At 62.5% G+C, this 12,946-nt stretch carries 13 protein-coding genes; 10 read left to right on the top strand and 3 right to left on the bottom strand.

The window, feature by feature from the left end; all coding sequences use genetic code 11:
* Positions 1-59 precede the first annotated feature (59 nt).
* Both ATE40_RS03380 and ATE40_RS03375 read left to right on the top strand, forming a co-directional pair.
* Positions 60-737, top strand: a complete 678-nt coding sequence (locus tag ATE40_RS03380) for a DJ-1/PfpI family protein (protein WP_019453960.1) — start codon at positions 60-62, stop codon at positions 735-737.
* Between the two features lie 50 nt (positions 738-787).
* Complete coding sequence (locus ATE40_RS03375) at positions 788-1,351, top strand: DedA family protein (protein ID WP_063918947.1); 564 nt, start codon at positions 788-790, stop codon at positions 1,349-1,351.
* Between the two features lie 16 nt (positions 1,352-1,367).
* Here the strand turns inward: ATE40_RS03375 and ATE40_RS03370 are convergent, their stop codons facing one another.
* Positions 1,368-2,261 (bottom strand): LysR family transcriptional regulator, encoded by an 894-nt coding sequence (locus tag ATE40_RS03370; protein ID WP_019453962.1) that lies wholly within the window; start codon positions 2,259-2,261, stop codon positions 1,368-1,370.
* Between the two features lie 112 nt (positions 2,262-2,373).
* Between ATE40_RS03370 and ATE40_RS03365 the strand changes: the two genes are divergently transcribed.
* Complete coding sequence (locus ATE40_RS03365; protein WP_019453963.1) at positions 2,374-2,811, top strand: PACE efflux transporter; 438 nt, start codon at positions 2,374-2,376, stop codon at positions 2,809-2,811.
* Positions 2,812-3,246: 435 nt separating this feature from the next.
* On the top strand, positions 3,247-4,713 hold the full coding sequence (ansP, locus tag ATE40_RS03360) for an L-asparagine permease (RefSeq protein WP_019453964.1): 1,467 nt from the start codon (positions 3,247-3,249) through the stop codon (positions 4,711-4,713).
* Positions 4,714-4,750: 37 nt separating this feature from the next.
* Here ansP and ATE40_RS03355 read toward each other — a convergent pair whose 3' ends face one another.
* Positions 4,751-5,530, bottom strand: coding sequence for a HalD/BesD family halogenase (locus ATE40_RS03355; RefSeq protein ID WP_019453965.1), 780 nt, complete (start codon positions 5,528-5,530; stop codon positions 4,751-4,753).
* Between the two features lie 116 nt (positions 5,531-5,646).
* On the opposite strand from ATE40_RS03355, the gene ATE40_RS03350 reads away from it, so the two are divergent.
* The gene (locus tag ATE40_RS03350; protein ID WP_019453966.1) at positions 5,647-6,543 is read left to right on the top strand and encodes a LysR substrate-binding domain-containing protein; all 897 of its coding nucleotides are present in this window, start codon (positions 5,647-5,649) and stop codon (positions 6,541-6,543) included.
* Here ATE40_RS03350 and ATE40_RS03345 read toward each other — a convergent pair.
* Positions 6,528-7,280, bottom strand: a complete 753-nt coding sequence (locus ATE40_RS03345; RefSeq protein ID WP_019453967.1) for an SDR family NAD(P)-dependent oxidoreductase — start codon at positions 7,278-7,280, stop codon at positions 6,528-6,530. The two genes, ATE40_RS03350 and ATE40_RS03345, sit on opposite strands and share 16 nt — an antisense overlap.
* A 151-nt stretch (positions 7,281-7,431) precedes the next feature.
* Here ATE40_RS03345 and ATE40_RS03340 point away from each other — a divergent pair, with 151 nt between their 5' ends.
* The 5 genes from ATE40_RS03340 (at position 7,432) to ATE40_RS03320 (ending at position 12,907) form a co-directional block, all read left to right on the top strand.
* Complete coding sequence (locus ATE40_RS03340; protein ID WP_063918946.1) at positions 7,432-8,196, top strand: arylamine N-acetyltransferase family protein; 765 nt, start codon at positions 7,432-7,434, stop codon at positions 8,194-8,196.
* Positions 8,197-8,319: 123 nt separating this feature from the next.
* A complete protein-coding gene (locus ATE40_RS03335; protein WP_063918945.1) occupies positions 8,320-8,949 on the top strand; it encodes a response regulator transcription factor in 630 nt (209 codons plus the stop codon).
* A complete protein-coding gene (locus ATE40_RS03330; RefSeq protein WP_063918944.1) occupies positions 8,949-10,490 on the top strand; it encodes an MASE1 domain-containing sensor histidine kinase in 1,542 nt (513 codons plus the stop codon). The genes ATE40_RS03335 and ATE40_RS03330 overlap by 1 nt, the downstream gene beginning before the upstream one ends.
* 60 nt (positions 10,491-10,550) lie before the next feature.
* Positions 10,551-11,879, top strand: coding sequence for an MFS transporter family glucose-6-phosphate receptor UhpC (gene uhpC, locus ATE40_RS03325; protein ID WP_275507219.1), 1,329 nt, complete (start codon positions 10,551-10,553; stop codon positions 11,877-11,879).
* Entirely contained in the window at positions 11,876-12,907 is a 1,032-nt protein-coding gene (locus ATE40_RS03320; protein ID WP_016928667.1) for an ABC transporter substrate-binding protein, read from the top strand. The genes uhpC and ATE40_RS03320 overlap by 4 nt, the downstream gene beginning before the upstream one ends.
* The last annotated feature ends 39 nt before the right edge of the window (positions 12,908-12,946 follow it).

The following is a 12,946-nucleotide window of genomic DNA, read 5'->3' as shown; positions in this document are numbered from 1 at the left end:
AGCCAAAAACAGGGCGGCTATTATGACCCAGGTCCAACGATAAAAATGAGGCGAATATCATGTCTGAACCATTAGTGATTGTATTTCCCATCTATCAAGGCGTCACTCAGCTCGACTTTACCGGCCCGCTGCAGTTTTTGCGCCACATGCCGGGCGCGGAAATCATCGTCGCCTCGGTAGACGGCGCAGATGTCGAGTCTGAAGGCTTGCACTTCACCCAGCTGCGCCCGCTGCCGGAGATCGCGCGCTGCGACGTGCTGTGCGTGCCGGGCGGCAGCGGCTGCACGCAGGCGCTGCAGGATCAGGCGTTCATGCAGCAGATCCGTCGGCTGGGCGCCGATGCCCGCTACCTGACCTCGGTATGCACCGGTTCGCTGATCCTGGCCGCCGCCGGTCTGCTGCAAGGCAAACGCGCCGCCTGCCACTGGTCGATGCGCGACAGCTTGAAGCTGTTCGGTGCCGTGCCGAGCGCAGCGCGCGTGGAACGCGACGGCCACGTGATCAGCGGCGGCGGCGTCACCGCCGGTATCGACTTCGCGCTGGCGCTGATCGCCGAACTGCACGGCGAAGACACCGCCCAGATGATCCAGCTCTATCTGGAATACGCCCCGGCGCCACCGTTCGCGGGCGGCACGCCGGAGCTGGCCCCGCCGCATATTTACGCCAGAGTGCAGGCGCAGATGGCGGAAAGCCTGCAGCGGCGCAGAGCATTGGTGGCCCAGATCGCCCAAGGCTAGCGATCGGGCGTATACTTGCCCTTATGCGTCAGTCACATAAGGAGTAAGGAATGACCGATTTGGCCCACTACATTACGGACTACGGCTACTGGGCGTTGTTTATCGGCTGCCTGGCTGAGGGGGAGACCATCACGCTGCTGGGCGGCATCGCCGCCCACGAAGGGCTGCTGCACTGGCCGTGGGTGATTGCGGTGGTGGCGCTCGGCGGCACGCTGGGGGATCAGCTGCTGTTCTTCACCGGCCGCCGGTTCGAAGGCCGGGTGATCTCACGCCTTAAAGGGCAGGAAAAGCGCATCGCGCGCGCCAGAAAGCTGATCGCCCGCCACCCGATGCTGTTCGTTATCGGGGTGCGCTTTATGTACGGTTTCCGCATCATCGGCCCGGTGCTGATCGGCGCCAGCCGCCTGCCGCCCTCGCGCTTCGTGCCGCTTAACATCCTCGGCGCCATTCTCTGGGCGACGATCTTCGTCATGCTCGGCTATTTTGGCGGCCAGGCGATCGAAAGCTTCGTTACCGGCTTCGACAAAAAACTCTCCAGCCTGCTGTTTGTCGCGCTGGCGATCGCCGCCATTCTGCTGGTGCGCTTCTGGTGGCGCAAACGTCACGCGGAGTGAGCAAGCGCACCCGGCGTCAGCTTTTCTGCGGCGCCGCGCGCATCAGCGCCACCAGCTCGCGCGCCGCCTTGTCCAGCGGGCGGTTCTTCTGCCAGATCAAATGCATCGGCAAGCGCAGCTCGTTCTTGGTATTTTTGAATTTCAGCCGCACCAGCCGGCCCTGCGCCAGCAGCGGCTCGGCCAGCGACAGCGGGAAATTCCCCCACCCCAGCCCCGCTTCCACCATATTCAGCGCCATCGGCAGGCTATCGGTGCGCCAGTAAGCCTCCGCCACCTGCGGACGCAGATCGCCGATCGGCAGGTCACGGCTGGCCACCATGATCTGTCGCACGTTGACCAGATCCTCGAGAAACAGCTCGCCCGCAGCGCCGTCCAGCGCCGGATGCTGCGGCGACAACATCGCCACCAGCGATTCCGCGCCGACGAAGTGGAACTGTTCCGCGCTGTTGACGTTCAGCCCGCCGAACGCCAGGCAAACGCCGATGCGCCCCTGGTGCAACATGTGCAACACGTCGTCCTGCGGCGCGCTGAGCACTTCGATGTTCAGCAGCGGATAACGCTGCGACAGCGTTTTCACCGCCGCCAGCAGCCCGGCGCCGTTGATATCCGACGCCACGCCGATCGAAAGCGTGCTCTCCAGCCCCTGGGACAGTTCGATGGCGTGCACCTGCAGCTGCTTGAGCTGCCCGGCGATCAGTCGGGCATGCGGCGCCAGGGCCAGGGCCAGCGCGGTCGGCGTCGGTTCGCGGTGAGAACGGTCGAACAAGGCAAAACCGAGCTCCGCCTCCATGTTGGCGATGCCCATGCTGACGGCGGAAGGCACGCGCCGCAGCGCGCGGGCGGCGGCGGAAAACGAACCGCGATCGAGCACCGCCAGAAACAGCTCGATGTTGTCGCTGGAAAAATTCATCGTTCAATCTATCAGTAAAACTGATAGCTCCTGACTTTTTCTATCAATGTGATTGACGTTATCTTAGCCGCCGTCGCCGCAGAGGCAACTAAAAACAGATCGGGAGAAAACAATGCAGGGCGTCAAACGCAAACTGGTGTATGTCACCGCTTATGAAATCATCGGCATGACGATCTCGGCGCTGGGGCTGGCGCTGCTGTCGGGCCACGCGCCGACCAGCACCGGACCGCTGGCGGTGGTGATCACCACTATCGCCGTCAGCTGGAACTTCATTTACAACTACTTATTCGAGTGGTGGGAGAGCCGCCAGGCATCGCGCGCCCGCACCCTCAAGCGCCGCATTTTGCACGCGGTCGGGTTTCAGCTGACGCTGGTGGTGTATCTGATCCCGCTGATCGCCTGGTGGATGGGCATCACGCTGTGGCAAGCGCTGCTGCTGGATATGGCGCTGATCGTCATCATTCCTTGCTACACCTTCCTGTTTAACTGGGCGTTCGACAAGCTATTCGGCCTGCCGGCTTCGGCTTTGCCGGCCGGTGAATCCGCCTGAGAATAACCCTCGTCCTATTCGCCTGCGCACGCCCATCGCTGCGCAGGCGCCACCGCTTTATTTTTCCCCCCCTTCTCCTCCGAGCCAAATAACCGCCAAATCCCTTTAATTTGCGAGGTAATTATTATTCTGTGATTTCAATCACTTTTATCGTTCGATATTTCCGTGTTGATAATGAGACTCATCTTACTGAATAATATGCGCTTTTGTTTTCAGTTTAAAAAACAAACACACTTGATCACTATTTGCACACAGGTTTTTTTGCCACATTTAACGGGAAACGGTAGCATGCCACGCCGTTATTTAACGGCGGCTGTATACACAATAAACAGCGGAATGATGCCACGACCTCATTCTCATTACGATTGCTGATGGCAATCGATTGCTCTGCAGCTCAGGGCGGAGTTAATCACAGACAGGTAAACAGGACGGATAATGCACTCACAAAACAAGTCGGCGGATGACAAACACGCCGCCAGAAGACGCTGGCTGGACTCCCATGAATCCGGTTACCACAAAAGCATGGGTAAGCGGCAGATCCAAATGATCGCCATCGGCGGTTCGATCGGCACCGGGTTGTTCCTCGGTACCGGCGGCCGTCTCGAGCTGGCCGGGCCGGCCCTGGCGCTGGTCTATCTGGTCTGCGGGATCTTCTCTTTCTTCATTCTGCGCGCATTGGGCGAACTGGTGCTGCATCGGCCTTCCAGCGGCAGCTTCGTTTCTTACGCCCGCGAGTTTCTCGGCGAAAAAGCCTCTTACGTCGCCGGCTGGATGTACTTCCTCAACTGGGCGATGACCGGCATTGTCGACATCACCGCGGTGGCGCTGTACATGCACTACTGGGGCACCTTCGCCGACGTGCCGCAATGGCTGTTCGCCCTCGGCGCGCTCGGCATCGTCGCCACCATGAACATGATCGGCGTGAAATGGTTCGCCGAAATGGAGTTCTGGTTCGCGCTGATCAAAGTGGCCGCCATCGCGCTGTTCCTGATTGTGGGTGTGGTGTTCCTCGGTACCGGCACTCCGGTGGCGGGCAATACCACCGGTCTGCATCTGATCACCGAAAACGGCGGCATGTTCCCGCACGGCCTGCTGCCCGCGCTGGTGCTGGTGCAAGGGGTGATCTTCGCCTTCGCCGGCATTGAGCTGATCGGCACTGCCGCCGGCGAGTGTAAGGATCCGGCCAAAATGATGCCCAAAGCGATCAACAGCGTGATCTGGCGCATCGGTCTGTTCTACGTCGGCTCCGTGGTGCTGCTGGTGCTGCTGCTGCCGTGGAATGCCTATCAGGCCGGCCAAAGCCCGTTCGTCACCTTCTTCAGCAAGCTGGGCGTGCCTTATATCGGCACCGTGATGAACATCGTGGTATTGACCGCCGCGCTCTCCAGCCTCAACTCCGGCCTCTACTCCACCGGCCGCATCCTGCGCTCGCTGGCGATGGGTGGCTCCGCGCCGAAGCTGATGGCCAAGATGAGCAGCCAACAGGTGCCTTACGCCGGCATTCTGGTCACCTGCGGCATCTACGTGATCGGCGTGGTGCTCAACTATCTGGTGCCGTCGCGGGTATTCGAGATCGTGCTGAACATCGCTTCGCTGGGCATTATCGCCTCCTGGGCGTTTATCATCGTTTGCCAGATGCGCCTGCGCAAAGCCATCCGCGAAGGCCGCGCTCAGCCTGTCTCGTTCAGAATGCCGGGCGCGCCGTTCACCTCCTGGCTGACGCTGGCGTTCCTGCTGACCGTGGTGGTGATGATGGCGTTCGACTACCCGAACGGCACCTGGACCATCGCCACCATTCCGGTGTTGGCGGTGCTGCTGACGCTGGGCTGGTTCGGCCTGCGCAAACGGGCGCAGGAAGTGAAACTGGAACAGCAGGCTCACGAAGAACAGAGCCAACGCTAAATCGACAAGCCGCCCTCCGGGGCGGTTTTTTTATCCGTTATAACCGGCCGTAAAACGTCATTCGAGCGCTTTCCGACAGCATCACGCCCGGCTGCGCATTGTAGGCCAGCACCACCAGCATGCGCGTAGCGTCGCCTTCGGTCGGCGTCACCCGGTGCAGGGCATTGCGCCCGCGAAACAGCACCAGATCCCCCTCCTCGATCGCCAGCCGCTTGGCTGCTCGTTCCCCGTCCAGCACCTGCGCAACCCCGGCATAGTTCATCTCGCCGCGGTCGGCGTCGCGCAGCTTCTCCACATATTCGAAACGCCCGCCCGCCGCCGGTTTCTGGATCAGCAGCGTGATGGCGAACGATGAGTTATCGAAGTGCCAACCCAACTCCTGGCCGGCGCGCGCGTAATGCAGGTTGATCGACGACAGCCGATCGGCGTAGGGATAGAGCTGCGCCTCATCCAGCACCGCACAAAGGAACTCGCGAAACGCCGGGGCATCGTACAGCGCGCGCAGCGGCGACTGCGGCGGAATATCCTCGTCGGTAATGCAGCCCTTGGACGACACCACCAGCCGGTTGCGCGCGTGATCGGCCGGCAGCGCGTCGTCCTGCGGCCGCAGATACACGTTGTGCTTGCTGGTGGCGTAAAACGCCGCATGGTGCTGTTCGGCGCCTTCCAGCCGCACCGTCGCCAGCGCGGCGTCGCGCAAAAATCCCGGCAGCACCAGCGCGCCTGCGCTCTCCAGCGTTTGCCTGCAGCGGGCGCGAAACGCGGCGTCGCCAATGGGATGGGCGGACAGATCGATAATATCGGCAAGTTGCGGCATGACGTTCCCCTCGAGTGCGATAGCCGGATGCCTCTCACTGTAGCGAATGGCGCATTGCCGCCATAACAAAAATACGTTATGGATAAGTTAACCAATTCTTAGCGATAACCCTGCCCATGCACTCACCGTCTCGCGCTCGCCTGCCCAAACTGAGCGCCATTCTGGCGTTCGAAACCGCCGCCCGCACCGGCAGCCTGGCCCGCGCGGCGGATGCGCTGGCATTGACCGCCGCCGCCGTCAGCCAGCAGATCCGCCAGCTCGAACAGCATCTGGGCATCACGCTGTTCATCCGCGCCAAAAGCGGCGTCACGCTGACCGAACAGGGCGCGGACTACCTGGCATATGTTCAGGAAGCGTTTGAAACGCTGCGTGTGGCGCAGCAGCACGTCGAACGCCAGCGCGGCAAGCAGGCGCTGACGGTGTTCGCCCTGCCGGCGTTGGCCTCCAAGTGGCTGAACCCGGCGCTGGACGCCTGGCTGGCGCAATACCCCGACGGCGATCTGCGGCTGCACGCCACCCATGCGGCGGTCGATTTCGCCCATTCGGCGGCGGACTTCGCCCTGTGCTTCGGCGATCAGGATTACCCGCTGCTGGAAAAAGCGCGGCTGTTTCAGGATCGGGTACAGCCGGTGTGCAGCCCGGCGCTGCGCGATCGCGGCGACTGGACGCAGCAGCCGCTTCTCCACGTTGACTGGGGCAAGGAGAGCCAGTTTCTGCCGGGATGGCACGAGTGGTTCACCGCCGCCGATCGCATGCCGCCACCGCGGCGCGGGCTGACCTATAACCTGACTTCACTGGCCATCGACGCCGCCGTGCAAGGGCGCGGGGTGCTGCTCGGCCAGCGGCGGCTGATCGCCCGCGAACTGGCGGCAGGCCGGCTGGTCACGTTGGCCGAACCGGCGCTGCCGCTCAGCAAACCCTACTACGTGGTTTACCCGGCGCGCACGCTGGAAAAGCCCGGCGCGGCGGCGTTTCTGGCCTGGCTGCAGACGCTGGCTCAGCACGCGGTATAACCGCCGTCGATACTGTAGAACGCGCCGGTGGTGAAACTGCTGTGGTCCGAAAGCAGAAAGGCCACTGTTTTCGCCACCTCTTCCCGCGTCGCCATTCTCCCCATCGGGTGCGAAGCGGCCATCTGCGCCCGCGCCGACGCTGGCAGTGCCCCCATCGCCGGCGTATCCACATAGCCCGGCCCGACGGCGTTGACGCGTACGCCGCGCGTGGCGAATTCCAGCGCCGCCGAGCGCGTCAAGCCCAGCACGCCATGTTTGGCGGCAGTATAGGGCGCGATCCCGGCAATGCCCACCACCCCGTTGGCGGAAGAGAGGTTCACCACCGCCCCGCCGCCGCCGGCGACGATCGCCGGCAGGCCGTACTTCATGCCGAAAAACGTGCCGCTCAGGCAGGTGGCAATCACCTCATGCCAATCGTCGACCGCGTACCGATCGATACCCACCTCGTGCGGGCCGGTGATCCCGGCGTTGTTGACCAGCAGATGCAGCGCGCCGTAGCGCCGCACCGTCTCTTCAATGCCCTGCTGCACCGACGGCGCATCGCGCACGTCCATCCGCAACGTCATCACCCGTCGACCGTCGGGATCGAGCCGCGCGGCGGCGGCGGCGAGAGGCGCGGCGTGGCGGCCGGTCATCACCACCGTGGCTCCGCGCCGAAACAGCTCGGCGGCGATCGCTTCGCCGATGCCGGTGGAAGCGCCGGTCACCAGCGCCACCCGATGTTTGAAATCTTGCATAGCCGTTCTCCTGCAATGTTGAACTCCGGGGAACAGGCTAGCGCCGACCAGTGACAGTTTGCGGCAGCAGCGACAGCGCAGCACGTAATGCGCTCACAAAAGCCGCAAAGCCCGCTATTTTATGCCTACTTTTTCTCATGCGAGACACCCTGTGGATACCCAACGCTACCTGCAGCATATCGGCTTTACCGGCGTCGCCCGCCCTGACCTCCCCACGCTGCAACAGCTGCACCATCGCCACATGCTGAGCGTCCCGTTCGAGAACCTGAGCATTATTTATCATCAGGGCATTCAGCTGGCGCCGGAGGCGCTGTTCAGCAAGGTGGTCGAGCGTAACCGCGGCGGTTTCTGTTATGAGTTGAACACGCTGTTCGCCCTACTGCTGCGAGAGCTCGGCTTCAAGGTGAGCTTCATCTCCGGCGAGATCCGCGAGCGCGACGGCCATTTCGGCCCGCGCTACGACCATCTGGCGCTGCGGGTGGATCTGGCGGACCAGGCCTGGCTGGTGGACGTCGGTTTCGGCGATTCCTTCCTGACGCCGCTGAAGATCGTCGTCGCCGAGCCGCAACCGCAGGCCAGCGGCACCTTCCACCTGGAGCGGGAAGGCGAGTATTACCTGCTGGAGCGCCGCAACGGCGACCAGCGTTCGCATGCCAAAACGCTGTATCGCTTTACCGTTCAGCCGCGCGAATTGCATGAGTTCGACGAGATGTGCCACTTCCACAGCACCTCGCCGCAGTCGCACTTCACCCAACGTCTGGTATGTTCACGGCCGACGGACCACGGCCGGGTCACCCTCAGCGACATGAAGCTAATCGTGACCGAAGATCACCAGCGCCACGAAACGACGCTGCATTCGGAAGAGGAACGGCGCGCCGCTCTGTGGCGGCACTTCGCCTTCGATATGGATCGTTAACGGCGCCGGCGGCGCCCTTTTATTACGATTCTGTTACATCGATTGCATAACCGCGCTTGGCTGATTGCCAGCCCCGCGGCGGCAGGCATCATAGGGTCATGATTCGGCAGCAGAGTGCGAAAAATGATCCGTGTGATACTGGTGGATGACCATGTGGTGGTGCGCTCCGGCTTTGCCCAGTTGCTCAGCCTCGAGGACGATCTCGACGTGGTGGGGCAATACAGCAGCGCGGCGGCGGCCTGGCCGGCATTGCTGCGCGAAGACGTCAGCGTCGCGGTGATGGACATCGCCATGCCGGATGAAAACGGCCTGAACCTGTTGAAGCGCCTGCGGGCGCACAAGCCGCAGTTCCGCGCGATCATCCTCAGCATCTATGACTCTCCCACCTTCGTGCAGAGCGCGCTGGATGCCGGTGCCAGCGGCTATCTGACCAAACGCTGCGGGCCGGAAGAACTGGTGCAGGCAGTACGCTCCGTCAATATGGGCGGCCATTACCTGTGCGCCGACGCGCTGCGGGCGCTGCGCGGCGGCGAGCAACCGAACACGGCGCTGGAAGCCTTGACCCCGCGTGAGCGCGAGGTCTTCGATCTGTTGGTCAGGGGTGACAGCGTCAAAGAGATCGCTTTCAAGCTCGATCTCAGCCACAAAACGGTGCACGTGCATCGCGCCAACGTCCTGGGTAAGCTGCAGTGCAACAGCACCATCGAGCTGGTGCATTTCGCCCTCGACCATCAGCTGCTGGCGGGGCATTGATGTCGCCCCGCTTCCGCCCCTGGGTTATCTCGCTGTTTATCCTGTTGGCCTGGGGCAGCGGCTGGCTAGCGCTGTGGACGCTCGGTTTCTATCTGACCCACAACGGCAATCAGGCGGCGCTGTTTCTGCCGCACGGCGTCTATCTCGCACTGCTGATCCTGCTGGCGCGCCGCTATTGGCCCGCCTTGTTGGTACCTCCGGTGCTGCTGCTGCTCTGGCTGCACAGCGAGCGCCTGCTGAGCGGCTACGGCCTGCTGGCCGCACCGTTTATCACCCTGATCCCGGCGGCGCTCGCGCAACGAGTCTGGTGCCGTTTTCCGCTCTACTGGCAGCGGCTGACGCTGCTGCTGGCTGCGGTGACCGCCGCCTCGCTGCTCAATACCGCCCTGCTTACGCCATTAGTGCCAAACCCGGCGATGCTGCTCGGCCTGGCGTCGTTTACCGGCGGCGTCTTGCTGACCCCGTTCGTCTACCTGATCTTTGAATTTCTGCACCAGCAGCACCGTTACCATCTGCTGGGGCTGGACACCACCAACCCGCCGCTGCGCGCGTCCTTAATCATCTGGTGCAGCCTGTTTTTCGTTATCGGCATCGGCACGCAGATGGTGCTGTCGCCGGAAATCGAACGCCTGCTGCTGATCGTGGTGTTTCTGCCGAATGTGGTGATGGCGTGGAAGTTCGGCTGGCAGGGCGGCGTATTGTCCGGCCTGCTCGGCAGCATGATGATCACCCTCGCCCGGCAGGTCGGCGGAGGGTTCGGCAATCTGGTCGAGCTGGAGATCTTTCTGGCGACGCAGGCGCTGCTCGGCATCGGCCTGGGCATCGCCATCAGCCGCCAGCAGCACCTGGCGCAAAACCTGCACCACTATCGGCGACGCCTGGAAGAGGAGCTGGCGGCGCGGCAGGCGCTGACCGAAAAACTGATCCACGCCGAAGAAGACACGCGGAAAAACCTGGCGCGCGAGCTGCACGATGAAATCGGCCAGAACATCACCGCGATTCAAATCCAGTCGCAGCTGGTCAAACGGGCGCGCGATCCGGCGCAAACCCAGGCCGCCGCGCACCAGATAGGCGAGCTCGCCCGGCGCATTCATCACTCCACGCGCCAGCTGCTGCGCCAGCTTCGGCCGCCCGCGCTGGACGAGCTGGCGTTCAAAGAGGCGCTGCACCACCTGCTGAACGAATTCGCCTTTGCCGAACGGGGCATCCACTGCCGTTTCGATTACCGGCTGAGCGACACGCCCGCCGGCGAAACGGTGCGCTTCACCCTCTACCGGCTGCTGCAAGAGCTGCTCAACAACGTGTGCAAACACGCCGAAGCCAGCGAGGTCGCCATCGTCTTGTATCAACAGGGGCCGCTTTTGCACCTCGAGGTGCGGGACAACGGCATCGGCATCCGCGCGGACAAGCTGCCCGGCCTCGGCATTCAGGGGATGCGCGAGCGGGTCAGCGCGCTGGGCGGCGAGCTGACGCTGGAAACGCATTGCGGCACGCGGGTAATTGTTAACCTGCCCACAAATTTGCCACAAACCGCCGACTAACTAGGAAAAAGTCTTAGCCACTCCGGACTTTCTCTCATCCCCTTTCCCTTTCACCTTCTTATAGTCACCACCAGGGAGGCGGCTATGCAGGCACGCTCGGCATCTGAAATCGATCATCGTTACCGCGCGCTGCGCCCGCGACTGCTGCTGTACATGGTCATCGGGTACGCCGCCTTTTACCTGACGCGCAAAAGCGTGAATTACGTGCTGCCGGCGCTGCAAACGGATTTGGGGCTGGACAAAGGGGACATCGGCCTGCTCGGCTCGCTGTTTTACCTGAGCTACGGCCTGTCGAAATTCGCCGCCGGACTGTGGCACGACGGCCACGGACAGCGCAGGTTTATGGGGATCGGCCTGTTCGCCACCGGCCTGCTGAACCTGGTGTTCGCCTTTGGCGAATCGCTTACGCTGTTGCTGGTGGTCTGGGCGCTGAACGGCTTCTTTCAGGGCTGGGGCTGGCCGCCCTGCGCGCGGCTGCTGACCCACTGGTATTCGCGCAACGAGCGCGGCTTCTGGTGGGGCTGCTGGAATATGTCGATCAACCTCGGCGGCGCGATCGTGCCGCTGATCAGCGCCTTCGCCGCCCAGCGCTGGGGCTGGCAGGCGGCGATGCTGATCCCGGGGGCCGTCAGCATGGTGTTGGGCATCTGGCTCACGCGGCGGCTGAAAGGCACGCCGCAAGAAGAAGGCCTGCCGTCGGTCGGCCAATGGCGTCACGATCCGCTGGAGCTGCGTCAGGAACAGCAAAGCCCGCCGATGGGACTGTGGCGGATGTTACGCACCACGATGCTGAAGAACCCGATGATCTGGCTGCTGGGCGTCTCTTACGTGCTGGTCTACCTGATCCGCATCGCCTTGAACGACTGGGGCAATCTCTGGCTGACGGAAAGCCACGGCGTCAACCTGCTCAGCGCCAACGCGACGGTGATGCTGTTCGAGGCAGGCGGTCTGCTCGGCGCGCTGTTCGCCGGCTGGGGCTCGGATTTGCTGTTCGGCGGGCAGCGCGCGCCGATGATTTTGCTGTTCACGCTCGGGCTGATGGTTTCCGTCGCCGCGCTGTGGCTGGCGCCGGTGCACCACTACGCGCTGCTGGCGGGCTGTTTCTTTACGGTGGGCTTTTTTGTCTTCGGCCCACAGATGCTAATTGGCCTCGCCGCCGTGGAATGCGGGCACAAAGGCGCGGCCGGCTCCATCACCGGTTTTCTCGGCCTGTTTGCCTATCTGGGGGCCGCGCTGGCGGGCTGGCCGCTGTCGCAGGTCATCGAAGGCTACGGCTGGTCAGGCATGTTCAGTTTGCTGTCGATCGCCGCCGTTCTTATGGGTTTATTGCTGATGCCGCTGTTGATGGCGAGCGTTACCACCTCTACCGAGAGAAGGATAAAACAATGAAAAAAACGTGGGTCACTACCCTGATAGCTTCCGGCATCGCGCTGGCGACGTTGAGCGGCGCCGCGCACGCCAAGGGCCGCCTGGTGGTCTACTGCAGCGCCACCAATGAAATGTGCGAAGCGGAAACCAAAGCCTTCGGCGAGAAATATGACGTGAAAACCTCGTTCATCCGCAACGGCTCCGGCAGCACGCTGGCGAAAGTGGACGCCGAGAAGAAAAACCCGCAGGCGGACGTCTGGTATGGCGGCACGCTCGATCCGCAATCCCAGGCCGGTGAAATGGGGCTGCTGCAGCCGTACAAATCGCCGAACCTCGAACAGGTGATGACGCAATTCCGCGACCCGGCGAAGCTGAAAGGCAACTACTCTTCGGCGGTCTACGTCGGCATCCTCGGCTTCGGCGTCAATACCCAGCGCCTGAAAGAGAAAAACCTGCCGGTGCCCAAGTGCTGGAAAGACCTGACCAAACCGGAATACAAAGGCGAGATTCAAATCGCCGATCCGCAAAGCTCCGGCACCGCCTACACCGCGCTGGCGACCTTTGCCCAGCTGTGGGGAGACGATCAGGCCTTCGATTACCTGAAGCAGCTGAACGCCAACGTCTCGCAGTACACCAAGTCCGGCATTGCCCCGGCGCGCAACGCCGCCCGCGGCGAAACGGCGATCGGCATCGGTTTCCTGCATGACTATTCGCTCGAAAAAGAACAGGGCGCGCCGCTGGAGCTGATCTCGCCTTGTGAAGGCACCGGCTACGAAATCGGCGGCGTCAGCATCCTCAAAGGCGCGCGCAACCTCGACAACGCCAAGCTGTTCGTGGATTGGGTGCTGTCGAAAGAGGCGCAGGAGCTGGCGTGGAAGAAAGGCAAGTCCTATCAGATCCTGACCAACACTACCGCCGATACCTCGCCGAACTCGCTGAAGCTCGACGATCTGAAGCTGATCAACTACGACATGGACAAGTACGGCTCGACCGAGGTCCGCAAGGCGCTGATCAACAAGTGGGTCAGCGAAGTCAAGATGGGTAAATAAGCCCACATTCTGCGCCTGTTGCCGGGTAAGCCTCATACC

This window comes from Serratia surfactantfaciens (assembly GCF_001642805.2).
Lineage (GTDB): Bacteria > Pseudomonadota > Gammaproteobacteria > Enterobacterales > Enterobacteriaceae > Serratia > Serratia surfactantfaciens.
This window is presented reverse-complemented; position numbering and strand designations above follow the sequence as displayed.

What these genes read in the sequence shown, in the direction of transcription:
- ATE40_RS03320 (WP_016928667.1), top strand. Translation starts at nt 11,876, where the DNA reads ATGAAAAAAACGTGGGTCACTACCCTGATAGCTTCCGGCATCGCGCTG.
- ATE40_RS03365 (WP_019453963.1), top strand. Translation starts at nt 2,374, where the DNA reads ATGCAGGGCGTCAAACGCAAACTGGTGTATGTCACCGCTTATGAAATC.
- ATE40_RS03375 (WP_063918947.1), top strand. Translation starts at nt 788, where the DNA reads ATGACCGATTTGGCCCACTACATTACGGACTACGGCTACTGGGCGTTG.
- ATE40_RS03335 (WP_063918945.1), top strand. Translation starts at nt 8,320, where the DNA reads ATGATCCGTGTGATACTGGTGGATGACCATGTGGTGGTGCGCTCCGGC.
- ansP (WP_019453964.1), top strand. Translation starts at nt 3,247, where the DNA reads ATGCACTCACAAAACAAGTCGGCGGATGACAAACACGCCGCCAGAAGA.
- ATE40_RS03380 (WP_019453960.1), top strand. Translation starts at nt 60, where the DNA reads ATGTCTGAACCATTAGTGATTGTATTTCCCATCTATCAAGGCGTCACT.
- ATE40_RS03350 (WP_019453966.1), top strand. Translation starts at nt 5,647, where the DNA reads ATGCACTCACCGTCTCGCGCTCGCCTGCCCAAACTGAGCGCCATTCTG.
- ATE40_RS03330 (WP_063918944.1), top strand. Translation starts at nt 8,949, where the DNA reads ATGTCGCCCCGCTTCCGCCCCTGGGTTATCTCGCTGTTTATCCTGTTG.
- ATE40_RS03370 (WP_019453962.1), bottom strand. Translation starts at nt 2,261, where the DNA reads ATGAATTTTTCCAGCGACAACATCGAGCTGTTTCTGGCGGTGCTCGAT.
- ATE40_RS03345 (WP_019453967.1), bottom strand. Translation starts at nt 7,280, where the DNA reads ATGCAAGATTTCAAACATCGGGTGGCGCTGGTGACCGGCGCTTCCACC.
- ATE40_RS03355 (WP_019453965.1), bottom strand. Translation starts at nt 5,530, where the DNA reads ATGCCGCAACTTGCCGATATTATCGATCTGTCCGCCCATCCCATTGGC.